Raw genomic sequence first — 23170 nt, forward strand, 5'->3', positions numbered from 1 at the left:
GGTTCTAAACGTCTGCATTAAAGGCATTCGGCAACCATTCAAGCGCCGTGCCGGTAATGGCAATGATGTCGAAACGGCAATTCACTGTTTCAAAACTGCCGCCGCGTTGCGCCAGCCACAGAGAGGCGGCACGCAGCAGCTTGTGTTGTTTCTGTCGGGTAATACTGGCCAGACTGCCGCCGAAGCGTGCGTTACGCCGGTAACGCACTTCGACGAACACCCAACACTGGTTGTCTCGCATTATCAGGTCTAGTTCCCCTGCGCGATAGTAAACATTGCTGGCGACCCATGTTAACCCCGCCCGCTCAAGATAGCGGCGGGCGAGTTGTTCGTGCTCGGCACCCGTACGGCGGCGGTTTAGCTGGCCGGTACGATGTTGCCCTGGCGATACTGGTTCCATGTCAACTTCCTGTTGATCACACAATCAGCGGTGGCGCTCAGCTTGCCGGTATTGCCGTCGAGCGAGAAGCCCGGCACCTGACGCATCTGGTTAAAGTGGTTAGCCAGCGTCCACGCATCAATCCCCATTGCGTACAGACGCACCAGCGAGTAATCGTTATTGAACGACTTCGCGGCCTGCTGCATCAACGCCGGATTTGCGCCGGAAAGCAGGGGGATATCGCTGAACTGCAGCCCTTCCATTTCCAGACGGAAATCCGGCCCTGCGCCCGCCTGCGCGCTGCGCGAACTGGCGTAGAGCGCAACGTTGCTGCGGCTACCGGTGCGCATGCTGATCATCGGTTTGATCAGTTGCAGTTCATCCTGAGTCGAGACGATATAAGCGGCATCAATGGCTCCGCCACTGCTGGCGGCCGGGGCGCTGGTTTGCGGTGCCGGAATGTTCAGGCCCGCAACGGAAACGCTTTGCGGCTGAGAAGACGAGGGCATAACCACGGGCGTACCGCTCATGCTGATGCCTGCACCGCTATTGATGCCCTGCTTGAGTTCTGAAACAGAACCAAAGCGCTGCTGGAGCACGGTGCCGCCGCCCAGTGACTGCCACTCTTTCGTAAAGGCCGCCGTTACGCGATCGCCCAGGCCGTTGCGAGGCACTAACAGCAGCGGCTGGCGTTTGCCCTGGTCCCAGATATGATGCGCCGCATCGCGCGCTTCATCTTCAGGCGACAGCGCAAAATAGCACATATTCGGATGGTTCTGGATTTGCTCTGGCTCGTTCAGCGCCAGGACATTCAGCGGTGTCTGGCTGTTCGCGACCGTTTCAACGTTGTTTTTCAACAGCGGTCCAACAACGAGCGTGGCACCATCCTGTTGGGCCTGCTGCATCACCTGCGCGATGGGCTGACTGCTGGTGTCGTAAACCTTCACCTGCGCATTGCTGGCGGGTTCGGCGGCCGGCTGTTGCTGAGGCTGCTGTTGCGTCGTTGCCGGTTGCTGCGCCGTGCCGCTCTGCTGCGCAGCCGCCGGGTTAGCTGACGGGCTGACGACCGCATTCGCATCCGCAGGCTGCTGCTGATTTATCGCGATAGGATCCTGGGCGCTGCCCGGCATCGCCTGAGGCGCGGTAGCGAGGGTGCCGTTCTTCGCGTCGTTAAAGCCTTTCTGGATAGCGCTGGCGAACATCTGAGCCTGACCGTTCAGCGGCAGCAGCAGCGCGATAGTGCTGGTGGACGCTTTGGTAAAGTTCTGCACCTGGCTCAACTGGGTCGGTAAGGTTTTTGCAGCAGGGTTATCGGGATAGCGCGTCTGCCAGTCTTTAATGGCTGACTTCAGCATGTTGGCATCCTGCGCATTGGCATGCCACGCCGTGAGCAGATCCAGCCAGCCCTGCAGAATGTTTTCATCGGCATTGATCACCAGCGAATTCATATCCTGCTGCGACAGCTGGGTCAGCGCCTGCCAGGTGGCATCGATATTCTGCTGGCGTTCATCGCCTTTCAGCAACGGCTCCTGAGCAATATAGGCGCGGAGCAGGGCCAGCGAAGTTTTACCCTGTGCGCTGGCAATCTGTAAACCGTAGTAGCGCGCCAGCTGATCCTGAGACAGCTCGCTGGTTTTCACCTGACTCAATATTGGTTGAGCATCGGCAATCTTTTGCTGAGCAACCAGAGACTGGGCTTTCAGCAGCAGTAATTCTTGCTGCTGTTTATCAGAAAGCTGATTAGGCAGTTCGCCGATCGCCTGAGCAGCCTGCGGATATTTTCCTTCTTTCAACAGGGCGCGGATTGCGAGTAATTGCCAGTCGGTCTTGCTATCATCGCTGCTTTGCTGCACCTGCTGCAGATAGTAGGCGGAATTATTAGTAACGGGTGCCTGGATGTCTACGGACTGGCTTTTCGGGCCCTGGCCACTACACGCGGCTAAAATCAGACCAGCAAGAAGGACAGGCACAAAGCGTCCTGCTTTATGACGAACGATTTTTGAAGGAAGCATACTGTATCCAGTGATGTTTTTTTCAAGATGCTCAATATTAAATCGGCAATTCGGATGAAACAATGAAACAACTCGATCGGGCAGACATTTCCGCCAGCACGCTCTACATCGTGCCAACCCCAATAGGTAATTTGGCTGACATTACCCAGCGGGCGCTAGCGGTACTTTCCAGCGTCGATCTGGTCGCAGCGGAAGATACACGTCATACCGGACTGTTGCTACAACATTTCGCCATCAATGCGCGACTCTTCGCACTTCATGACCACAACGAACAGCAGAAAGCAGAAATCCTGCTAACCAGGCTGCAACAGGGAGAAAGCATAGCTCTGGTTTCTGATGCTGGCACGCCATTGATCAACGATCCGGGTTATCACCTGGTTCGCCGCTGCCGTGAGGCCGGTATTCGCATCGTTCCTTTACCGGGTGCCTGCGCAGCGATAACAGCATTAAGCGCAGCGGGATTGCCGTCTGATCGTTTCTGTTACGAAGGATTTCTACCCGCCAAAACAAAGGCGCGGTGTGATGCGCTTCGGGCGCTGGCCGAGGAGCCGCGTACCTTAATTTTTTACGAATCCACGCACCGTTTGCTGGACAGCCTGCAGGATATGGTCACGGAGCTGGGGGCTGGCCGTTACGTCGTGCTGGCGCGCGAATTAACCAAAACCTGGGAAAACCTGAATGGCGCACCGGTGGGGGAACTCCTGGCCTGGGTGAAAGAGGATGAAAATCGCCGTAAAGGTGAGATGGTGCTCATCGTTGAAGGCCATCATCCTGACGAAGAGGCATTACCCGCAGATGCACTGCGCACGCTGGCGTTGTTGCAGCAGGAACTGCCGTTGAAAAAGGCGGCGGCGCTCACGGCTGAGATACACGGTGTGAAAAAGAATGCGCTCTATAAACATGCGCTTGAGCAGCAGGCCTGAGCCTGTTGAGTTGCCTGCGCGCCGGGCGTGACAGCGCGGGCTAAACCCTCTATAATGCGCGCCGAAGCTGACCAGACAGTCGCCGCTTCGTCGTCGTCCTTCTCTGAAGGAGACGGGCGGAGGGGAGGAAAGTCCGGGCTCCATAGGGCAGGGTGCCAGGTAACGCCTGGGGGGGAAACCCACGACCAGTGCAACAGAGAGCAAACCGCCGATGGCCCAGTAATGGGATCAGGTAAGGGTGAAAGGGTGCGGTAAGAGCGCACCGCGCGGCTGGTAACAGTCCGTGGCACGGTAAACTCCACCCGGAGCAAGGCCAAATAGGGGTTCACATGGTACGGCCCGTACTGAACCCGGGTAGGCTGCTTGAGCCAGTGAGCGATTGCTGGCCTAGATGAATGACTGTCCACGACAGAACCCGGCTTATCGGTCAGTTTCGACTTCTTAATGCAAACCCCGCGCAAGCGGGGTTTTTGCTTTATGGCGCGGCAAAGCAGGCGTCGCTGCCGCCACCAGATGCGGGGATATCGGCAGCAGGCCACGGCTCCTTGCTGACGCGGGCTGGCCAGCGCGATGAAGGGCGTTGCCCGATACCGTCGTAAAACAATGTGGCGTTAGCCGGTCAGGGCGCTTCCGCGCTGGCGACCCTGAGAGGAAACGCGATTCACTCTCCTGATCTGGCAAGAAAAATGGGCCGCGTTGCCAGAGGCTTTGTTTCTCAGGCAAATCCCATCCATTTTCTTTCCAATGCACTATAGGCTCATCCGATGTGTCAGATGATGGCTTGCCATCTGTTTGGGAGGCAACGGTTTCTCTCGTCTATAGTTGAAGGCAGCTTGCCACACGTCATTATTTTACGTTTTGCCCCATTGGGCGCGAATTCATTGAATGAAGATTAAAAAAACAGGTGGATCATGGTTACAAGAAGGACTTTACTGACTTATTCCGGGACGTTTGCTGCCTTATCTGCATTAGGCATTTCTCCCGGCGCTATCGCAGCAGGCGTTCTCAAGTTAGGTAACAGCGAAGCATTTAACTTTGAAACCTTGATTGCCCAGGCCAAAGCCCTGGCAGCCAAACCCTATGAAAAAACCACCTCATTCGACCCGTCATTGTTATCCAACATAACCTATGACGCCTACATGAAAACCGTCTACAAGCCGGACTATGCGCTGTTTAAAAATGCCGGACGGTTTCCTGTTACCTTTTTCATGGTAAACGGTTTACACCGTATGCCGGTGAAAATGCACGTCGTGGAAAATAACGCCGCGCGTGAAATTATTCAAAATATTGACTACTTCACCACGACGGATAAAAACGTTACGTTGCCGGCGCTGAAAGGTAACGTATTCTCAGGTTTCAGAGTGCTGGCCAGCCAGGACACGCTAAAAACCAATCCACAAAATGACTGGATATCCTTTATGGGCGCGTCTTATTTCCGCGCCATCGGCGAACTGGGGCAGTTTGGTTTATCCGCGCGTGGTATTGCGCTGAATACCGTTCAGCCGGGTGTCGATGAAGAGTTCCCTGACTTTACGGATTTCTGGTTTGAAGCGCCGAAAGACGACAGCAAACATCTCACGGTCTATGCGCTACTCAACGGGCCGAGTATCACGGGCGCCTACAAATTTATCCTGCAGCGCGGTAAAGGGGTTATACAGGATGTCGAATGTACGCTTTTCCTGCGCAAGGACATTCAGCGTTTCGGTATCGCGCCTCTGACCTCCATGTACTGGTTCTCAAAAACGGTTAAAGGGGCGGCGACAGACTGGCGCCCGGAAGTGCATGACTCCGATGGTCTGGCGATGTGGACCGGCAGCGGCGAACATATTTGGCGGCCGTTGAACAACCCATTACGCGTGGTCACGTCCAGTTTTCATGATGAGAACCCGCGCGGCTTTGGTTTACTGCAGAAAGATCGGGATTTCGACAGCTATCTGGACGCTGCGCACTACGAGAAACGTCCCGATCTGTGGGTGGAACCGCGAGGGGAATGGGGCAAAGGCTCAGTTCAACTGATGGAAATCCCGACTGACGATGAAATCTACGACAATATCGTCGCCATGTGGGTACCGGATGCGCCAGCGAAAGCGGGCGATCAGCATCATTTCCATTATCGTCTGCACTGGCTGGCCGATGAGCCCTATCCCTCTCCTCTGGCGCGTTGCGGGGCAACACGACTGGGGCGGGGCGGTGTGCCGGGTTCCGATCGTCCGCATGACAGCCGTAAGTTTGCCGTCGAGTTCCGTGGCGATGTGCTTAATCATCTGCCGTCAGGCGTTTCCCCCGAAGCCGTGCTTTCTGCATCGCGTGGTACTTTTGAGAACGTGCTCGTGTCTAAATTGCCGGACGATTCAGGCAACTGGCTGGCGCAGTTTGATTTGGTCGCCGGCGAAGGCGATCCGGTAGAGCTTAAGCTCTATTTGAAAGCACAAGACAAGGTGGTGTCGGAAACCTGGTGCTACCAGTACCATCCGTTCAACTCCCCTGCGAAGCCCTGGCCCGTCGCGTGCGAAACGAAGTAACTTTTAAATAACGCCCATTGAACAGATGGGCGTTAATCTTTTAACGCGACTCATCGGCAAACGTCGCGCATTGAAATGTTATTGGATGCGTTATCTTCAGCGTTTCAGGAATAATAATGACCTTCCCCCTTTTCCGGCTAAGCCCGTCTTAAATAGCGTGATTGTCTTCCCTTATCCTTGTTCTGTTAACGGCTGTTTCATCGCTCTGCTTTTTTTTCGGCGAAATATTCTTAAGTGAAAAAAAGATATTTTATTGATCTGCACAACGTCAGTATAAATAAAAGCATTGGTTCTCATAAGAAAAGAGTGAAGTGTGAGAAACAGCACAATCCCATTTTTTTATGATGATTAAGATTCGTGGCGGATAAAGGCGACGTAAAGGAATGACATCATGCACAGGTATACGCAACGACGAACGCCCCGGCTAACACTGTATCAGAGCACTGTTCGCCCCCTATTAACGAATCGCTTTAACCCCGTCTCTTCTGCAAGAATATGTTTTATCCCTTCTGTCAGTAATACAGTTTCTTCCACAAAATACGCTGTTTTATCGCCATCCTTTTCCTATCCTCTCGCTGCCCGTTTCTTTTTAAATCAACTGCGTAAGCTCATGCTGTTACAGCATGCTGCGAAGCGAAAACGGTAAGTTTATTACTTTTTTTCAGCTTTTATACGATCGCATTTCTCTTCGGGGAATTTTGCTGAATAAACCCTGCCTGAAAAAGGAGTCGATATGAATATCAATAAAAACCTTCCCGTTAGCCTTGATGAAATTTATGCTGCCAGAGAGAGACTAACAGGGAAAGTTTATAAAACCGGCATGCCACGCTCAAACTATCTCAGCGAGCGCTGCGACGGAGAAATATTCCTTAAATTTGAAAATATGCAGCGAACGGGGTCTTTTAAGATTCGTGGTGCATTCAATAAAATGAGCTCACTGACGGAGAAAGAAAAACGTCAGGGCGTTGTCGCCTGCTCAGCGGGTAACCATGCGCAGGGCGTTTCACTGTCGTGCGCCATGCTGCATATTGACGGCAAAGTGGTCATGCCTGCGGGTGCGCCAAAATCCAAAGAAGCGGCGACGCGCGATTACTCCGCGGAGGTGGTCATTTATGGTGAAAACTTTAATGACACGCTAACCAAAGTGGAAGACATTGTGGCCAGCGAAGGCCGCATATTTATCCCGCCTTATGATGATGTGAAGATCATTGCCGGACAGGGCACCATCGGTCTGGAAATTCTTGAGGATCTCTTTGATGTCGATAACGTCATCGTTCCCGTAGGCGGTGGCGGGCTCATTGCCGGGATTGCCACGGCGATCAAGTCCATTAATCCCACGATTACCGTCATCGGCGTGCAGTCTGAAAACGTTCACGGTATGGCAGCCTCCTTTTTTGCTGATACCATTACGCGCCATCGTCTTACCGGCACCCTTGCGGACGGCTGCGATGTCGCCTGTCCGGGCGATCTCACCTTCGCGATTGTGAGAGAATTGGTCGATGAGATGGTGCTAGTGAGTGAAGACGACATTCGTAAAAGTATGATTGCATTGATTCAGCGAAACAAAGTGGTCACAGAAGGTGCCGGCGCGCTGGCATGCGCCGCGTTACTGAGCGGCAAAGTCGACCACTACATTCAGGGGCGGAAAACGGTGTGCATTATCTCAGGCGGTAATATTGATTTGTCCCGGGTTTCCCAGATTACGGGTTTTGCTGACGCATAAAGGATAAGTTATGAGTAATTCTGAAAATATTCTCGACCAGGAAAAAACCTCAACCTGGCGTAAGTCCGATACCACATGGACACTCGGACTGTTTGGCACAGCCATTGGCGCCGGCGTGCTTTTCTTTCCTATTCGGGCCGGTTACGGTGGGCTGATCCCTATCTTGATCATGCTGGTGCTGGCCTGGCCCATCGCGTTTTACTGTCATCGGGCACTGGCTCGCCTTTGCCTGTCCGGCAGTAACGTATCGGGCAATATTACCGAAACGGTAGAAGAGCATTTCGGAAAAACGGGCGGGGTGGTCATTACTTTTCTCTACTTTTTCGCGATTTGCCCGCTGCTATGGATTTATGGCGTCACCATCACCAATACCTTCATGGCGTTCTGGCAATATCAGCTACTGCTGCCGGCCCTCAATCGCGGCGTGGTGGCGCTGTTGCTGCTGCTGTTGATGGCTTTTGTGATCTGGTTTGGTAAAGACCTGATGGTAAAGGTGATGAGCTGGCTGGTGTTTCCGTTTATCGCCAGCCTGGTGCTGATTTCACTGTCGTTAATCCCCTACTGGAATTCCGCTGTAATCGACCAGGTCAACCTGAGGGATATTGCCCTGACCGGGCACGATGGCATTCTGGTTACCGTGTGGTTAGGCATTTCTATTATGGTGTTCTCATTCAATTTTTCGCCGATTGTTTCTTCTTTTGTGGTGTCAAAGCGGGAAGAATACGAGCCGGAAATGGGCCGGACCTATACCGAAAACAAGTGCAGCCAGATCATCTCCCGCGCCAGCATACTGATGGTGGCGGTAGTGATGTTCTTTGCCTTTAGCTGTCTGTTTACCTTATCACCGCAGGATATGGCGGACGCGAAGGCTCAAAATATCCCTGTGCTCTCCTACCTGGCGAATCACTTTTCCGCCCTGTCGGGTGAGAAGTCCACCTTCTCTACGGTACTGGAATACAGCGCCTCGGTGATTGCTCTGGTCGCTATTTTCAAATCCTTCTTTGGGCACTATCTGGGCACGCTGGAAGGGTTAAACGGATTGATTATCAAATTTCGCTATAAGGGCGATAAAGACGCTGTGTCCAGCCGTAAGCTGAATACGCTGAGCATGGTCTTTATTATGGGCTCGACCTGGCTGGTGGCTTACCTTAACCCCAATATTCTCGACCTGATTGAGGCGATGGGCGCGCCGATTATCGCCTCGCTGCTCTGCCTGTTACCCATGTATGCCATCAGCAAAGTCCCTGCGCTGGCAAAATACAAAGGCCGGGCTGACAACGTTTTTGTCAGCGCGATTGGCTTACTCACCATTTTAAATATCGCTTATAAGTTTTTCTGACCGTCATTCAGTCCTGTTTGACCTGACGTATGCTGTTAGCCAGCGCACGTCAGGTCTTTTCACATCCAATTCAATGCGGTGTTCTGTTGTTAACCGCGGCCGTGCGGCGCATCCCAGTCAAAGGCCGGGCCGACAGAGATCACCCCGTGCGGGTTGATGGTTTTATGGCTGCAGTAGTAGTGATGACGAATGTGAGGCAGGTTTACTGTGTCGGCGATACCCGGCATCTGATAAATGTCGCGCAGGAAACCGCTCAGGTTCAGATAGTCGCTGATACGGTGGCGATCGCATTTAAAATGGGTGACGTAAACCGGATCAAAACGCACCAGCGTGGTCCATAAGCGTAAATCGGCCTCGGTTAACCTGTCGCCAGCCAGATAGCGATGCTGACCCAAGATCTGCTCTACCCGCGACAGTGAGTGGAACAGGGCGGTTACGGCTTCATCGTAAGCGGACTGAGAGGTGGCAAAACCGGCTTTGTACACGCCGTTGTTAATGGTGTCGTAAATCCAGCCATTGAGCGCATCAATCTTCTCTCGCAGGTCAGCCGGATAGTAATCCCCCGCCCGCGCCCCGACTGCATCGAACGCGCTGTTAAACATGCGAATAATATCGGCAGACTCATTGCTGACGATGGTGTTCTGCTGTTTGTCCCATAACACGGGCACGGTGACACGCCCGCTGTAGTCGGCATCCGCATGGAGATAGAGCTGATAAAGAAATTCATTTTGGTGCAGTTTATCGCCAGTTGCATCCGGAAAACTGTCATCAAACGTCCAGCCGTTTTCCAGCATCAGCGGATGCACCACCGAGACATCAATCATGCTGTCCAGACCTTTAAGCTGACGCATCAGCAGGGTGCGGTGCGCCCACGGGCAGGCAAGCGACACGTAGAGGTGATAGCGATCGCGTTCCGCCGTAAATCCGGCTTTGCCGCTCAGTCCTGCGCTACCGTCGGGCGTAACCCAGTTACGCCATGCGGATTCCGAACGCTTAAAGCGCCCACCGGTTGATTTCGTGTCATACCAGGTGTCATGCCAGACACCATCAATTAGCTGACCCATCTTGTCTCCCGTACAAACGATAAAAAGAATATTTCCGACTTTAACCATAGGCGGTTATGGATAACTTCGACAGCGCACCACGTGCGTTGCCAAACATTTCGCCCACCCGCATAAATGCGCGCTATACGGCGAACGGGCCAGAGGCGTAATCGGGCTAAGAATGCCTTATCATGGGGCTGTCTACGGCCTGTAACGAACAAGCCGTCCATCACGCCCGTCCCGCAGGATCAGGCGAAAAAAAGATGAAGGAAAGCGGAATGAAAGCGGTACTCTTTGGTTATCACGAAATGGCCTGTACCGGCCTGAAGGCGTTAATGGATGCCGGATTCACGGTTAGTGCCCTGTTTACCCATGCAGATCCCGCGTCCGGCGCGCAGTTTTACGGCTCCGTCGCCCGCCTGGCTGAGCGCCACAACATCCCGGTTTTTATCACCGAGGATGTCAATACCGCCGAATGGCAAGCCCGCATAGCCAGCCTTGAGGCAGATTATCTGTTCTGCTTCTCTTACCGTCAGGTTCTCAGCGAAGCCATCCTCTCCTCTGTTAAAAAAGGGGCCTATAACGTGCATGCCGCCTTGCTGCCGGCTTATCGGGGCCGTGCCCATCTCAATTGGGTAATTATTAAAGGCGAGACGCAAACCGGTGTGACCCTGCACCGCATGATTAAACGTCCTGATGCCGGCCCGATTCTGGCGCAGAAGGCCGTTGAAATTCATCCACAGGACAATGCCCTGGCACTGCATACCCGACTGGTTGCGACCACGGCGCAAATGCTACCGACCTGGCTTGATGCGCTGGTGGCGGGCGAGCTTACCGAAACCCCTCAGGACGAGCGTGCAGCAAGCTGTTTTGGCAGCCGTAAGCCGGAAGATGGCCAAATTCACTGGCAGGCGCCCGCCCGCGATATCCATAACCTTGTTCGGGCGCTGGCGTTTCCCTGGCCCGGCGCTTTTACATTGGCAGACTCACAGCGATTTACCGTCTGGCAAACCCGCGTTATTGATGCGCGTAAAGCCAGCCAGCCGGGTGAAGTTGTTTCAGTTACACCGCTGGTTATTGGCTGTGGGCAGGGACAACTTGAAATTCTGCAGGGGCAGTCTGCGGGCGGCGAATCTGTCACGGGCACGACGCTGGCAGGCCAGCTCGGGCTGATTGTCGGGCAGCATCTGGCGCGCTGAGGGCGGCAGATGCATCCTTACCCAGTAAGCGCGTCAGCCAAGCGCCATACCTGAAAGATAGCCGACTGATGCAGACAGCGTCATCGCCAGCAGGCTCCAGAAGCAAATGCGCGTGACGCTTTTCCTGACCGGCGCATCACCGGCTTTGGCCGCCGTCGCGCCCAGAAGCGTCAATGCCAGGAGCGCCGAGACCGCAATGGCGGGCAAGGCGAAGGGGCCGGTGATCAGCATGGCAACGGCGAAGGGTAAAATACTGCCTGAGGCAAAACTGACCGCAGAAAACAGAGCGGCCTGAAGGGGTTTGGCACTGCTGAAATCGGTGATGCCCAGCTCATCTCTGGCATGAGCGGCTAAGGCATCATGGGCCATCAACTGTTCTGCGACCTGACGAGCCAGCTCGGGCGACAGGCCACGCGCCCTGTATATGGCTGACAGCTCCACCGTTTCAGCCGCAAAATCGGCCTCGAGTTCAGCTTTCTCCTGCCGCAGAGAAGCTTTTTCAGTATCTGACTGCGAGGACACCGAGACGTATTCTCCCGTCGCCATCGACATTGCGCCTCCAACAATACCTGCCAGCCCGGCGAGCAAAACATTGTGATGACTGCTGCTGGCAGAAACGACGCCGGCCAGCAGGCTGGCGGTCGAAACGATGCCATCATTCGCGCCCAATACGGCAGCCCGTAGCCATCCGGCGTGTTCAATTTTATGCGATTCACTATGTAGCATCGGGTCTTCCAGTGATAAGCGATTCGTTTAATCAGGAGGGCGACAGCCTGCATGCGTGCCCTGTGCTATTTTTCATAGCGGGATAGCAGGATATGAAGCACGCCCATCGCGCCATGGCTGTAAAAATAAATCTCTACAAAGGTGGTCAGGAATTTATGCCAGTGCAATACCCTACGCGTCAAATCAGGCGTGGCGAGCGACGTACTGTTAAATAAAAACCATAGCCCACCAGAACAGGCGACGGCGATCAACGCGATAACCCCCAAGCCCTGCACCGTCGCGGCTATGCCACCGCCATGTGCCTGTGGGAGTTTCAGGCCGGTCAGCTGTACGACATCGTTTCGAATACCCCGAAAATCCAGCGTGAGCCAGGCGAAGTACCAGCGAAAACCTCGCTGAACCAGCATCCAGATGAGCATGATAACGCCCGCAGCGATCAGCAACAGTCCTGAGAGAATATGTAGCCAGGTTATCAGCGTCTCCAGGCTGTGCTCGCCGAGCGCTTCACGTGCGGTGAAATTGGAATTGATGATCTGCGAAAGGATCAGCACGGCGACCAAAAGATGAAGCCGTCGAAAAAAGGGTGCATCGTGATGGGGAAGCCACTGACCATAAGATACTTTCATAGCGTTGCCAAAAAGAAGAGGGACGGAACGCTATATTTCCATGACTAGATTAGGCTTACCTTAAGCACCAGGTGGGCCGGGACTCTGCGGGATGGGAGGGCATGATCGCTTCAAACCGCCCGGCAAAGGATTTTGATCATAAAAGCAAAACGCACCGGGAGAAAGCAACCGGTGCGTCAGAAAAGCGGTGTAGTCAGGCGTCAGTTAGCGCGCCAGAGCACCCTGAGGTTTTTTGCTGATCAGGCGATCGATACTGTAGGCACCCGGACCTACCAGACCTAACACCAGGAAACCGCCAGCGATAGACAGGTTCTTCATGAACATCAGCTGGTTCACGCCCTCGGCGAAGTTACTGTGAAACAGAAACGCGGTCAGAATCGTAAAGCCAGCGGTAAACAGCGCGGTAAAACGGGTCAGGAAGCCAAACATGATGGCCAGGCCGCCGCCAAATTCCAGCAGAATAACCAGCGGCAGCATGAAGCCGGGCACGCCCATGGCTTCCATATAGTGCTGAGTGCCAGCGTAACCGGTGATTTTGCCCCAGCCTGCAGTAATAAACAGGATAGTCATCAGGATACGGGCGGCTAACAAACCACTGTCTTCGAATTTTTTCATCATCTACTCCAACGCTAAAAGTTTGCAAGGCAGCGATGCCCGCGGTGAATATTCCCGTTAACTGCATGGTTGCAATTGGCCGGGCTGATAGCTGGAGATGATAGTCGCGAGAAGTGACAGTTGTAAGCGATATAAACTGTCGATGTTATTCAGTAAAACTGAAAAAAGAAAAAGCCAGTCGCACTGGACTGGCTTTGGGGGATTCAACGCGGGGGAAGGGCTGATTTAATCATGCGCCAGGTACTCCACAGGCCAAAGCCCCGTTTCGCCCAGCGTAGCAGGCGATTAGGACTGCGAATGGAATAGATAGCTAATGCACTACTGCCAATGGCCAGATAGCGTTTCAGACTCAAAAACGTAAACCAGCCACGATCGTAGGGCGCGGTGATCTCCAGCCAGCTACGCCGCGCGGCACTCAGGTCCAGACGCTGCTGCTGAACCTGTTTCAGCAGTTCATCAATACGCGCTTCACGCTCGCGGCGGCTCATTACCGGTTATCCTCAAGCAGATCACGATCGTTAGCCAGTTCCTTGCGCGTGTGGCGCAGCAGGGTTGACTGACGTGATTTACGCAGTGTCCATAGCCCAAAGATCAACGCCAGCAAGAACAGCACGCCAGTGGTGATGGCAATAGCCATTAAACGATACTGCGCATCAACTGCCCAGATAATCAGCACCATCAGGCTCATCAGGCCAAAAGCCGTGAAGAGCATGGTCAGGCCAAGCATCAACAGCATCTGGATGATATTGGCCTTCTCTTCTTCCAGCTCTACCACTGCAAGACGAACGCGTGTTTCGACCATACCAACCAGCGTGGTGACGATACGCTGACCAATATTGATGACCCCTTTGGCCGGTCCGTGGTTCTGCTGTGAATCCGTCATGATTAACGACGCGAGATCAGCATACCGATGGCAACGCCGATGGCGGCACCGATACCCACGCCATGCCATGGATTATCACGCACATAACCATCTGCTTTCTGCGCCGCTTCGCGCGTAGTCGCCGCCAGGCGCTCACCCGATTCACCTAAACGCTCACGAGAGCTGTCCAGCGCAACGCGCGCTTTGTGACGGAGCTTATCCAGTTCACCTTTGGACTTTTCAGTCCCGCTGCTCAGGACTTCTTCCAGCGTATCCGCCAGGTTTTTCAATTCAGCACGCAAATATTCCGATGATGTGTCTTTAGACATAAAATACTCCTTTAACATCAGTAGATTGAATCCGATTAATAGGGCTCCGCCTGTAACTTCTTAAGCTCCTGGCGTGCTTCTTCCAGCTTGCGTTCGCGTTTTGCAATCTTGTCCTTGTCATGACCTTCGTCGCGCTCTTCCTTGAGTTCGCGCTCACGCTCAGCCACTTTCTCTTTCTGAGCGTTGATTTTTTCCAGATGCGAGGCTTTAAGCTTTTTATCAGTACATCCCGCGCGCACCTCGGTAAGGGCGCGCTCCAGACCGTTCACACGGCGCTGATTGTTGTGCTTCTGAGCCATCTCGATTTCACGCTGAATGTCCTGCTCTTTTTGCTGACACAGCGACTGTGCCGCCATCAGGGAGCCTGAAAGAGAAAACAGCGTGATTCCCAGTAGTAACGTATGTTTCATTCGGCTTTGTACCTTCCATTGTTGCCTGACTTAATTCAGCGCACTGCAAGAACCCTCCGCAGTGCGCTGATAACCCGCCTTAGTTTAAGCATAGACATCAGGTGGAAAAAGTCCAAAGATCACCGATATACAGAGAAACGCTTAGCACAGCCTGAAAGTGCGCTAAGCGTTTAAGAAGGGCGAGGAATTATGCAAGTGAAAGGTGAGCCGCCTGGTCGTGTTGCGCGACGATAAACCCGTCCGGCAGCAATCGACGCAGAACTTTCTGCGCGGCGAGGCTTTGCTCTTCGTTGTCAAAATGAATAATCAACGCATCCCCTGAGGGCGTGATGCTTTTGATTCGAATACCCTGGGCGCTCAGCTGCTGATAGAGATAGAAGCCATCGGGCATCGGGGCACCCGCGTGCGAAACGCGAATCTGCACCACGTTTTCATGGCGCATCAGGCTGGGCATCATGCTGACCGCTACCAGCGCAAATGCCCCGCCAATTAACCAGGGAAGCCAGCGTTTAGGAAAAGCGTGTAAAGGTTTCATGAGCCCTCACCACGCTGGTTCGCGCGGCGTTTACGCCACAGCACAATCAGCGAGCCCATCAGCCCAATCACCAGCAACACCAGCGGCAGCATCATCAGGAAAAACATCAGTTCATCTTCGTAGCGGCGGAAGATCGGCGTTTTGCCTAAGGCAAAGCCCAGAACCGTGAGAATGACGACCCACAGAAAGCCACTCATCCAGTTAAAAAACTGGAAACGGGCGTTGCTTAAACCGGAAAGGCCCGCAATTGTGGGCAGCAGCGTACGCACGAAAGCAATGAAACGGCCAATGAGCAGTGCCGATAAGCCGTGACGGTGAAACAGATTATGTGCACGCTGATGATAGCGGGCAGGAAGGTGTGATAGCCAGTTTTGCACCGTCGGCGTGTTCCCCAGCCAGCGGCCCTGAATATAGCTCACCCAGCAACCCAGGCTGGCGCCGGTGGTGAGGACCAGAATGGTCAGCGGAAAACTCATGGTTCCTTTGGCAATCAGCACGCCCACCAGAATCAGCAGGCTGTCACCGGGCAGGAAAGCGGCAGGCAATAAGCCGTTTTCCAGAAAAAGGATCATAAATAAGACGCCGTAAATTGCCCACACCAGTGTTGGATCGGAAAGCGTTTCATAATCCTGTTGCCACAAGGCATGCAGCAGCGCTTGCAAAATTTCCATCAATCATTCCCGAACATCATCGTTGAACATGTCCCACAGGGACCTCAGCGCAGACTGACATTTTTTATCGATTCTGAGAGCGTAGTCTGAGCAAGCGTTTCTGGATCCTTCCAGAACTGATTGTTAAATCAGCGATTTGATAAGCCCTTATCGCAAAAGGTAAGAAAAGGATGATAACTGTAACAAAAATCAAGCTTCGGAGACAGAACTACTCCTAAACGAACAGGAGTTTTACCCTCTGTATCTCGATGTAAAAAGGAGTTTTACATGTCCTGACACTATTGCAGATTAACTGACTGTTTTTCAGTCAAATTAACGCTGAATCGTATCTGCATCCGGAAGGACAACCGGATTTTCACTGAACATGTAGCGGTCAACATTGAACTCAAAATCGTCGGCGGTGGCGTTAAATAACATCTGCTTAGTATTTTCGAGATGTTGCCACATTGCCAGCTTACTGGCGGCGGGATCTTTGCGGATTAATGCTTTAAGAATCTGATCGTGATCGTCGCACCAGCTTACGATACTGCGCTGATCGATATGCTCATGCAGCTTAAGCCAGTAAGGGTTGTGTAAACGGTGCAGCCACATCTTCTCGACAATCGCGGCCAGGGCGCTGTTTTGCGTCGACTGAGCAATACGAACGTGAAACCTCATATCCCATTCAGAGTCCCTGAAATGGTCCTCCTGTCGCGCTTTCTCCTGAATCGCCATTAAATCGACAATATCCTGACGTGTCACCTGGGTTGCTGCGAACTCGGCAACGTTACTTTCAATAAGCTGGCGCGCCTGCAACAGTTCAAACGGGCCAAAGGCGGCAAACTCTAGCTGGCTGCTGCTTTCGGCGACCCGGTTTTGCTGCTGGCTGGAAATCACGTGAATGCCCGAGCCTTTGCGCACCTCAACGTAGCCTTCAACCTCCAGCATGATGATGGCTTCGCGCACCACCGTGCGGCTGACTTCCATTTCTTCAGCGATCAGGCGCTCTGCGGGCAGTTTCTCTCCCACCTGGTAAACCCCGTTTTCAATGCGGCGTTTTAACTCGCTGGCCAGCTGTTGATAAAGTCGACGAGATTCAGTGAGGTCCATGAGGCAATCCAAAGTAACGAGCAGATAAGTTGTTATACCACTTTGCGGCAAGAGAAGAAAAGGGCTGGCACGGGCCAGCCCTCAGGATCAGCTACGTATCGGCGCAGCCTGAGAAGGGGAAGGGGCGGTCTGCAGTTCAGAAATGGGTTTATTTTTTAACACTGTCCAGATCACCACGGCACCGAGCAAGTCGAACACGGCCAGGGCGGCAAACAGTGGGCTAAAGCCTAATGTATCGGCCAACGCACCGACGACCAGCGCAAACAGGGTGCTGGCTGTCCAGGCCGCCATCCCGGTCAGGCCGTTCGCCGTGGCAACTTCGTTACGACCAAATACATCGGAAGACAGGGTAATCAACGCACCAGACAGCGCCTGGTGGGCAAAGCCGCCTACGCACAGCAGCGCGATAGCAATATAAGGGCTGGTAAATAAACCAATGGTGCCCGGGCCGATCATTAAGATTGCGCCCATGGTGACCACCATCTTACGTGACACAATCAGGTTGACCCCAAACCAGCGCTGAAACAGCGGGGGCAAGTAACCGCCCAGGATACAACCAAAGTCGGCAAACAGCATGGGCATCCAGGCGAACAGCGCGATCTCTTTCAGGTTAAAGCCGTAAACTTTAAACATAAACAGCGGAATCCAGGCGTTGAACGTTCCCCATGCCGGTTCAGCCAGAAAGCGTGGCAGGGCGATGCCCCAGAACTGGCGATTGCGCAGGATCTGCAGGGCCGACATTTTGGTGGTGTTGCCGGTTTGATGCTGCAGCTCCTGACCCGAAATAATGTAGTGGCGCTCTTCGTCACTCAGCTTTTTCTGCTGCTTGGGATGCTTATAAAACACCAGCCAGCATAGCGCCCAAATCATGCTCAGTACGCCCGCGATAATAAAGGCCATCTGCCAGCTGTGCGCAACAATCGCCCAGACCACCAGGGGAGGTGCCAGCATCGCGCCGATGGAGGAGCCGACGTTAAAATAGCCCACCGCTACCGAGCGTTCTTTCGCCGGAAACCATTCGCTACTGGCTTTTAGCCCGGCAGGGATCATCGCGGCTTCTGCGGCACCCACTGCGCCGCGCGCCAGGGCCAGACCGCCCCAGCTTCCCGCCAGCGCCGTCGCGGCGCAAAAGATCGCCCACAGCACAGCAAACACCGCGTAGCCCACTTTGGTGCCCAGTAAGTCAAGAACGTAACCTGCGACAGGCTGCATGACGGTGTAGCAGGCAGAGTATGCCGCCACAATATAGGAGTATTGCTGGGTGGTGATATGCAGTTCGGTTTGTAGCGTCGGGGCTGCCACGGCAATCGTGTTACGCGTCAGATAGCCGAGTACCGTACCCAGGGTAACCAGGCCAATCATATACCAGCGTAATCCTTTGATCTTACGCATTCTGTACCTCTTCCAGTTGTTTGCGCGGTCTTACCGCTGTTGTTATCTGGAGCGGGACATCTCGTGATACAGCTCTGCTCACGCCCGCCGGCCCTGCACCAGCGACCGTTATCTGCCTTGCCTTGTGTAAGAAAGTTGTTACCTTGCGGTAAAGCGAGAGCCTAACTTGTTATACAACTTTAAAAGTTGAAAGCCATCACAAAAACCCGCAATAGCTTGTGGGATACTGCAAACAGACGAGAACACAGCCAGTTAGCGCGCTGCGGGCGACAATAAGGTCCATATGGGATGTGATCATCTTGCTTAAATGTGACCTGAGTCGTAAAAAAACCTGCAGTCAGCCAAAATTGGTATGATAACTTTGAGCCATTCAGGGGTCATCCCATAAGGAAGCTTTTTATGTCGCGTTTCATGACCGAGGATTTTTTGCTGGACACTGAGTTCGCCCGTCGTCTCTATCACGACTACGCCAAAGACCAGCCTGTCTATGATTATCACTGCCATTTACCGCCGCAGCAGATTGCTGAAAACTATCGTTTTGCCAACCTTTACGATATCTGGCTGAAAGGCGATCACTATAAGTGGCGGGCGATGCGGGCTAACGGTGTGGCTGAGGCGCTGTGCACCGGCGACGCCAGCGATCGGGATAAATTCAATGCCTGGGCGCGCACCGTGCCGCAAACCATTGGCAATCCGCTTTACCACTGGACGCATCTGGAGCTGCGGCGTCCCTTCGGCATTACCGGCGTGCTGCTGTCCGAAAAAACGGCTGATGAGATCTGGCAGCGTTGCAACGATTTACTGGCGCAGGACGATTTCACCGCGCGCGGCATCATGCAGCAGATGAACGTTAAGATGGTCGGGACCACCGACGATCCGCTGGACGATCTGACACATCACCGCGTATTGGCAGAAGACAGCAGCTTCAAGGTGAAGGTGTTGCCAAGCTGGCGTCCGGATAAAGCCTTTAATATCGAAGCCGACACCTTCCTGCCGTGGATTGAAAAACTGGAAAGCCTGACCGATATCAGCGTGCAGCGCTTTGATGATTTACGTCAGGCGCTGAGCAAACGTCTGGATCACTTTGCGGCACACGGCTGCAAGATTTCCGACCATGCGCTGGACGTCGTATGTTATGCCGATGCCGATGAAACCACGCTGGACAGCATTCTGGCGCATCGTCGCGGAGGCGCAAAGCCGGATGCCCAGGCTATCGCCCAGTTTAAAACCGCAGTGCTGGTATGGCTCGGGGGGGAATATGCTCGTCGCGGATGGGTGCAGCAGTACCATATCGGCGCGCTGCGCAATACCAACCAACGCCAGTTCCAACTTCTGGGCGCAGATGTGGGCTTTGACTCCATCAACGATCAACCCGTCGCCGAGCCGCTGGCCCGCTTACTCGGTGCGCAAAACCTCAATAACGCCTTGCCTAAAACCGTCCTCTATTGTCTGAATCCGCGGGATAATGAAGTGCTGGCGACCATGGCCGGAAATTTCCAGGGCGAAGGCCAGGCCGGGAAAATGCAGTTTGGTTCCGCCTGGTGGTTTAACGATCAACTGGATGGCATGCAGCGCCAGATGACGCAGCTGGCGCAAATTGGCCTGCTGAGCCGCTTCGTCGGGATGTTAACCGACAGCCGCAGCTTCCTTTCTTATACCCGTCATGAATATTTCCGTCGTCTGCTGTGCCAGATGATTGGCCGCTGGGTCGAACAGGGCGAAGCGCCTGCAGATGAAGCGCTGTTGGGCCAGATGGTACAAAACATTTGCTTCAACAATGCCCGTGACTATTTTGGCATTGAGCTGGGAGCCTGACCATGAAGCGGCTAAACCGCCACGACTTTCCCGGCGCGGTCTACCACGATCGCGTGATTCAGTTCGGTGAAGGTAACTTTCTGCGTGCCTTTATCGACTGGCAACTTGACTGGCTCAATGAACATCAGGGCACAGACGCCGGTGTGGTGGTGGTCAGGCCGCGTAATCGCGACGTCAGCGACAATCTGAATCAGCAGAACGGTCTGTATACCACGCTGATCCGCGGGCTGAACGCGCAAGGCGAACAGGTGAGCGAAAGCCGCCTGATCCGCAGCCTTAACCGTGAGATTCAGCCTTACCAGCAGTTTGACGATTTTATGGCGCTGGCACGTCAGCCTGCTATGCGGTTCGTTTTCTCCAATACCACCGAAGCCGGCATCGCGTTTACCGAAACGGATCGCTTGGACGATCGGCCTGCATCCAGCTTTCCGGGCAAGCTGACGCAACTGCTGTGGGCGCGTTACCAGCATTTCGACGGTGATAAAGAGAAAGGCTGGCTCATCGTGCCCTGTGAGCTGGTCGATCACAATGGCGATATGCTGCGTGAACATGTGCTGCGCTATGCCGATCTCTGGCAACTGCCCAGGGAATTTCAACGCTGGGTTGATACGCGCTGCGCATTCTATAACACGCTGGTAGATCGCATTGTAACCGGCTTCCCGTCAGAGAGCGCCACGCTTGAAACCCAACTGGGCTATCAGGATCGCTTTCTGGTGGCCGGTGAAGTTTATTATCAATTTGTTCTTCAGGGGCCAGCTGCGCTGTTTGACGAACTGAAGCTTGCCGCACTGGCGCCGCATGTCCGCCACGTTGACGATATTGCCCCGTACAAAGCGCAAAAAGTCGCGATTCTGAACGGCGCTCACACGGCCATGGTGCCGGTTGCGTATCTGGCGGGGCTGGAGAGCGTAGGAGAGGCGATGGACGATGAGCAAATCTCGGCGTACGTGGATGCGCTGCTGCACAAAGAGATTATTCCCACGCTGGATTTGCCCGCTGATGAGCTTAACGCTTTTGCCGATGCGGTACTGCGTCGCTTCCGCAATCCGTTTATTCGCCATGCACTGCTTTCCATCGCCCTGAACGGCATGACCAAGTTCCGTACGCGCTTGCTACAACCTTTGCTGATGTCGCATGCGAAAACAGGGCAGTGGCCACAGCACCTGACGTTTGCGCTGGCAGCCCTGATTGCGTTTTATCGCGGGGAATCGGCGGATAAAAGCTGGCCTCTGCAGGATGAGCCGCACTGGCTGGAATGCTACTCAGAGGGCTGGGCCGCCGTGGCAGCAGAGCAGATCTCTCCTTTAGCGTTGGTCAATCGCGTATTAAGTGATGCCGAGCACTGGGGACAAGATTTAACACAGCAACCCGGCCTGGCCGAAACGGTCAGCCAGCACCTGCAACGCATCCTCGCGCACGGTATACGTGACGCGCTGAGCCAACGGAGATAACCATGCAAGACGCCATAAAAATTCATCCGCAGGACAATGTTGCCGTGGCGTTGCATGATATGGAAGCCGACACCACGATTGAACTCGCCGCCCAGCCCGTCACGCTGCTTCAGGACGTGGGACGGGGGCACAAGTTTGCCTTGCGCGCCATCGGCAAGGACGAGTTGATCATAAAATATGGTTTGCCGATTGCGCATGCGACTCAGGCCGTTGGGGCAGGGGAGCTGATTCATTCCCACAATGCGCGCACCAATCTTAGCGACCTGGATCACTATGAATATCAGCCCGACCAGATTGCGTCAGCCACCCAGCCAGGCGACCGTGAGGTACAACTTTACCGTCGCGCCAATGGCGATGTCGGTATTCGGAACGAGCTGTGGATCTTACCGACCGTCGGCTGCGTAAATGGCATTGCGCGACAGATTTTACAGCGCTTTCTGAAGGAGACGCAGGAGGCCGCCGGTACAGACGGCGCTTTTCTGTTTAGTCACACCTTTGGCTGTTCGCAGCTGGGCCAGGATCATGACAACACCCGCACCATGCTACAAAACATGGTGCGCCATCCCAATGCCGGCGCGGTGTTGGTCATCGGCCTGGGCTGCGAGAATAACCAGGTGGATGTGTTTCGTGAAACCCTGGGCGCGTTTGAAAGCGATCGCGTTGAGTTTATGGTGTGCCAGCAGCACGACGATGAAGTGGAAGCCGGACTGGAACGGCTGCACGCACTCTATGAAAAAATGCGTCACGATCGCCGCTCGCCCGGCACACTCAGCGAGCTCAAGTTCGGTCTGGAATGTGGCGGTTCCGATGGCTTCTCAGGCATTACGGCGAATCCGCTGCTGGGGCGCTTCTCCGATCAGATGATCGCCAACGGCGGTACCACGGTGCTGACGGAAGTGCCGGAGATGTTTGGGGCCGAACGGATTCTGATGGGCCGTTGCCGGGATCGGGCTACCTTCGACAAAACCGTGTCGATGATTAACGACTTCAAACAGTACTTTATCGATCATCATCAGCCCATCTATGAAAACCCGTCACCGGGTAATAAAGCAGGCGGTATTACCACGCTGGAAGAGAAGTCACTCGGCTGTACACAAAAGGCGGGGCAAAGTCAGGTGGTGGACGTGCTCAAGTATGGTGAACGTCTGACAACGCCGGGCCTTAACTTGCTCAGCGCGCCGGGGAACGATGCGGTGGCGACCAGTGCGCTGGCCGGTGCGGGCTGCCATATGGTGCTGTTCAGCACCGGGCGCGGCACGCCGTACGGCGGATTTGTCCCTACGGTCAAGCTGGCCACCAACACGCCGCTGGCCGAAAAGAAACCGCACTGGATTGATTTCAACGCCGGAAGGCTGGTCGAAGGCATGAGCATGGACGCGCTGTTAGCCGACTTTGTTGACACCATCGTGGCGATTGCCAACGGGCAATTAACCAACAATGAAAAGAATGATTTCCGTGAGCTGGCTATTTTTAAAAGCGGCGTGACGCTGTAAACGCAAGGGCGGCATG

The 23170-nt window shown here is 54.1% G+C and carries 22 protein-coding genes and 1 other RNA gene; 9 read left to right on the top strand and 14 right to left on the bottom strand.

Annotation, left to right across the window (positions count from 1 at the left end; all coding sequences use genetic code 11):
- Positions 1–4 precede the first annotated feature (4 nt).
- Positions 5–400, bottom strand: coding sequence for a YraN family protein (locus P9J57_RS02885; protein WP_014604928.1), 396 nt, complete (start codon positions 398–400; stop codon positions 5–7).
- Entirely contained in the window at positions 358–2391 is a 2034-nt protein-coding gene (locus P9J57_RS02890) for a penicillin-binding protein activator (protein ID WP_072139071.1), read from the bottom strand. The genes P9J57_RS02885 and P9J57_RS02890 overlap by 43 nt, the downstream gene beginning before the upstream one ends.
- Positions 2392–2453: 62 nt before the next feature.
- On the opposite strand from P9J57_RS02890, the gene rsmI reads away from it, so the two are divergent.
- From rsmI to tdcC, 5 genes are all read left to right on the top strand, one after another.
- Positions 2454–3314, top strand: a complete 861-nt coding sequence (rsmI, locus tag P9J57_RS02895) for a 16S rRNA (cytidine(1402)-2'-O)-methyltransferase (RefSeq protein WP_014594693.1) — start codon at positions 2454–2456, stop codon at positions 3312–3314.
- Positions 3315–3377: 63 nt separating this feature from the next.
- Positions 3378–3753, top strand: an RNA gene (rnpB, locus tag P9J57_RS02900) — RNase P RNA component class A.
- Between the two features lie 472 nt (positions 3754–4225).
- Positions 4226–5836 (top strand): OpgD/OpgG family glucan biosynthesis protein, encoded by a 1611-nt coding sequence (locus P9J57_RS02905; protein ID WP_483279378.1) that lies wholly within the window; start codon positions 4226–4228, stop codon positions 5834–5836.
- A 733-nt stretch (positions 5837–6569) separates the two neighbouring features.
- The gene (tdcB, locus tag P9J57_RS02910; RefSeq protein ID WP_014594692.1) at positions 6570–7559 is read left to right on the top strand and encodes a bifunctional threonine ammonia-lyase/L-serine ammonia-lyase TdcB; all 990 of its coding nucleotides are present in this window, start codon (positions 6570–6572) and stop codon (positions 7557–7559) included.
- A 10-nt stretch (positions 7560–7569) separates the two neighbouring features.
- Positions 7570–8898, top strand: a complete 1329-nt coding sequence (gene tdcC / locus P9J57_RS02915) for a threonine/serine transporter TdcC (protein WP_028715840.1) — start codon at positions 7570–7572, stop codon at positions 8896–8898.
- Between the two features lie 89 nt (positions 8899–8987).
- Here the strand turns inward: tdcC and P9J57_RS02920 are convergent, their stop codons facing one another.
- Positions 8988–9962, bottom strand: coding sequence for a glutathione S-transferase family protein (locus tag P9J57_RS02920; protein WP_014604930.1), 975 nt, complete (start codon positions 9960–9962; stop codon positions 8988–8990).
- A 257-nt stretch (positions 9963–10219) separates the two neighbouring features.
- Between P9J57_RS02920 and P9J57_RS02925 the strand changes: the two genes are divergently transcribed.
- The gene (locus P9J57_RS02925; RefSeq protein WP_015699449.1) at positions 10220–11140 is read left to right on the top strand and encodes a formyltransferase family protein; all 921 of its coding nucleotides are present in this window, start codon (positions 10220–10222) and stop codon (positions 11138–11140) included.
- A 33-nt stretch (positions 11141–11173) separates the two neighbouring features.
- Here P9J57_RS02925 and P9J57_RS02930 read toward each other — a convergent pair whose 3' ends face one another.
- From P9J57_RS02930 to P9J57_RS02980, 11 genes are all read right to left on the bottom strand, one after another.
- The gene (locus P9J57_RS02930; RefSeq protein WP_013027336.1) at positions 11174–11866 is read right to left on the bottom strand and encodes a VIT1/CCC1 transporter family protein; all 693 of its coding nucleotides are present in this window, start codon (positions 11864–11866) and stop codon (positions 11174–11176) included.
- 65 nt (positions 11867–11931) lie between these two features.
- Positions 11932–12492 (bottom strand): cytochrome b/b6 domain-containing protein, encoded by a 561-nt coding sequence (locus P9J57_RS02935; RefSeq protein ID WP_014604932.1) that lies wholly within the window; start codon positions 12490–12492, stop codon positions 11932–11934.
- Between the two features lie 204 nt (positions 12493–12696).
- The gene (locus P9J57_RS02940) at positions 12697–13107 is read right to left on the bottom strand and encodes a DoxX family protein (RefSeq protein ID WP_024471122.1); all 411 of its coding nucleotides are present in this window, start codon (positions 13105–13107) and stop codon (positions 12697–12699) included.
- A 203-nt stretch (positions 13108–13310) separates the two neighbouring features.
- The gene (locus P9J57_RS02945; RefSeq protein WP_028715839.1) at positions 13311–13595 is read right to left on the bottom strand and encodes a YqjK-like family protein; all 285 of its coding nucleotides are present in this window, start codon (positions 13593–13595) and stop codon (positions 13311–13313) included.
- A complete protein-coding gene (locus tag P9J57_RS02950) occupies positions 13595–13990 on the bottom strand; it encodes a phage holin family protein (protein ID WP_013027332.1) in 396 nt (131 codons plus the stop codon). The genes P9J57_RS02945 and P9J57_RS02950 overlap by 1 nt, the downstream gene beginning before the upstream one ends.
- A gap of 2 nt (positions 13991–13992) precedes the next feature.
- Positions 13993–14298 (bottom strand): ElaB/YgaM/YqjD family protein, encoded by a 306-nt coding sequence (locus P9J57_RS02955; RefSeq protein WP_014604934.1) that lies wholly within the window; start codon positions 14296–14298, stop codon positions 13993–13995.
- A gap of 35 nt (positions 14299–14333) precedes the next feature.
- A complete protein-coding gene (locus P9J57_RS02960) occupies positions 14334–14708 on the bottom strand; it encodes a DUF1090 domain-containing protein (protein WP_013027330.1) in 375 nt (124 codons plus the stop codon).
- 187 nt (positions 14709–14895) lie between these two features.
- Positions 14896–15243 carry an EnvZ/OmpR regulon moderator MzrA gene (gene mzrA / locus P9J57_RS02965; protein ID WP_013027329.1) on the bottom strand — a complete coding sequence of 116 codons (348 nt, stop codon included), beginning with the start codon at positions 15241–15243 and terminating at the stop codon, positions 14896–14898.
- Positions 15240–15914 carry a DedA family protein gene (locus tag P9J57_RS02970; protein WP_015699452.1) on the bottom strand — a complete coding sequence of 225 codons (675 nt, stop codon included), beginning with the start codon at positions 15912–15914 and terminating at the stop codon, positions 15240–15242. The genes mzrA and P9J57_RS02970 overlap by 4 nt, the downstream gene beginning before the upstream one ends.
- Positions 15915–16226: 312 nt before the next feature.
- Complete coding sequence (gene exuR / locus P9J57_RS02975) at positions 16227–17003, bottom strand: transcriptional regulator ExuR (protein ID WP_019104887.1); 777 nt, start codon at positions 17001–17003, stop codon at positions 16227–16229.
- An 87-nt stretch (positions 17004–17090) separates the two neighbouring features.
- Entirely contained in the window at positions 17091–18395 is a 1305-nt protein-coding gene (locus P9J57_RS02980; RefSeq protein WP_013027326.1) for an MFS transporter, read from the bottom strand.
- A 399-nt stretch (positions 18396–18794) separates the two neighbouring features.
- Between P9J57_RS02980 and uxaC the strand changes: the two genes are divergently transcribed.
- Genes uxaC through P9J57_RS02995 form a run of 3 tightly spaced genes read left to right on the top strand, consistent with a single transcriptional unit; the run spans position 18795 to position 23154 of the window.
- Entirely contained in the window at positions 18795–20210 is a 1416-nt protein-coding gene (gene uxaC / locus P9J57_RS02985; RefSeq protein ID WP_019104886.1) for a glucuronate isomerase, read from the top strand.
- A 2-nt stretch (positions 20211–20212) separates the two neighbouring features.
- Positions 20213–21661 (top strand): tagaturonate reductase, encoded by a 1449-nt coding sequence (locus P9J57_RS02990; RefSeq protein ID WP_110015316.1) that lies wholly within the window; start codon positions 20213–20215, stop codon positions 21659–21661.
- 2 nt (positions 21662–21663) lie between these two features.
- The gene (locus tag P9J57_RS02995; RefSeq protein ID WP_013027323.1) at positions 21664–23154 is read left to right on the top strand and encodes a UxaA family hydrolase; all 1491 of its coding nucleotides are present in this window, start codon (positions 21664–21666) and stop codon (positions 23152–23154) included.
- Positions 23155–23170 lie beyond the last annotated feature (16 nt).

Source organism: Pantoea sp. nfd-35 (genome assembly GCF_056892255.1).

Excerpts from the sequence above, each read along its gene's own strand:
- P9J57_RS02885 (WP_014604928.1), bottom strand. The coding sequence starts at position 400 with ATGGAACCAGTATCGCCAGGGCAACATCGTACCGGCCAGCTAAACCGC.
- P9J57_RS02890 (WP_072139071.1), bottom strand. The coding sequence starts at position 2,391 with ATGCTTCCTTCAAAAATCGTTCGTCATAAAGCAGGACGCTTTGTGCCT.
- rsmI (WP_014594693.1), top strand. The coding sequence starts at position 2,454 with ATGAAACAACTCGATCGGGCAGACATTTCCGCCAGCACGCTCTACATC.
- P9J57_RS02905 (WP_483279378.1), top strand. The coding sequence starts at position 4,226 with ATGGTTACAAGAAGGACTTTACTGACTTATTCCGGGACGTTTGCTGCC.
- tdcB (WP_014594692.1), top strand. The coding sequence starts at position 6,570 with ATGAATATCAATAAAAACCTTCCCGTTAGCCTTGATGAAATTTATGCT.
- tdcC (WP_028715840.1), top strand. The coding sequence starts at position 7,570 with ATGAGTAATTCTGAAAATATTCTCGACCAGGAAAAAACCTCAACCTGG.
- P9J57_RS02920 (WP_014604930.1), bottom strand. The coding sequence starts at position 9,962 with ATGGGTCAGCTAATTGATGGTGTCTGGCATGACACCTGGTATGACACG.
- P9J57_RS02925 (WP_015699449.1), top strand. The coding sequence starts at position 10,220 with ATGAAAGCGGTACTCTTTGGTTATCACGAAATGGCCTGTACCGGCCTG.
- P9J57_RS02930 (WP_013027336.1), bottom strand. The coding sequence starts at position 11,866 with ATGCTACATAGTGAATCGCATAAAATTGAACACGCCGGATGGCTACGG.
- P9J57_RS02935 (WP_014604932.1), bottom strand. The coding sequence starts at position 12,492 with ATGAAAGTATCTTATGGTCAGTGGCTTCCCCATCACGATGCACCCTTT.
- P9J57_RS02940 (WP_024471122.1), bottom strand. The coding sequence starts at position 13,107 with ATGAAAAAATTCGAAGACAGTGGTTTGTTAGCCGCCCGTATCCTGATG.
- P9J57_RS02945 (WP_028715839.1), bottom strand. The coding sequence starts at position 13,595 with ATGAGCCGCCGCGAGCGTGAAGCGCGTATTGATGAACTGCTGAAACAG.
- P9J57_RS02950 (WP_013027332.1), bottom strand. The coding sequence starts at position 13,990 with ATGACGGATTCACAGCAGAACCACGGACCGGCCAAAGGGGTCATCAAT.
- P9J57_RS02955 (WP_014604934.1), bottom strand. The coding sequence starts at position 14,298 with ATGTCTAAAGACACATCATCGGAATATTTGCGTGCTGAATTGAAAAAC.
- P9J57_RS02960 (WP_013027330.1), bottom strand. The coding sequence starts at position 14,708 with ATGAAACATACGTTACTACTGGGAATCACGCTGTTTTCTCTTTCAGGC.
- mzrA (WP_013027329.1), bottom strand. The coding sequence starts at position 15,243 with ATGAAACCTTTACACGCTTTTCCTAAACGCTGGCTTCCCTGGTTAATT.
- P9J57_RS02970 (WP_015699452.1), bottom strand. The coding sequence starts at position 15,914 with ATGGAAATTTTGCAAGCGCTGCTGCATGCCTTGTGGCAACAGGATTAT.
- exuR (WP_019104887.1), bottom strand. The coding sequence starts at position 17,003 with ATGGACCTCACTGAATCTCGTCGACTTTATCAACAGCTGGCCAGCGAG.
- P9J57_RS02980 (WP_013027326.1), bottom strand. The coding sequence starts at position 18,395 with ATGCGTAAGATCAAAGGATTACGCTGGTATATGATTGGCCTGGTTACC.
- uxaC (WP_019104886.1), top strand. The coding sequence starts at position 18,795 with ATGTCGCGTTTCATGACCGAGGATTTTTTGCTGGACACTGAGTTCGCC.
- P9J57_RS02990 (WP_110015316.1), top strand. The coding sequence starts at position 20,213 with ATGAAGCGGCTAAACCGCCACGACTTTCCCGGCGCGGTCTACCACGAT.
- P9J57_RS02995 (WP_013027323.1), top strand. The coding sequence starts at position 21,664 with ATGCAAGACGCCATAAAAATTCATCCGCAGGACAATGTTGCCGTGGCG.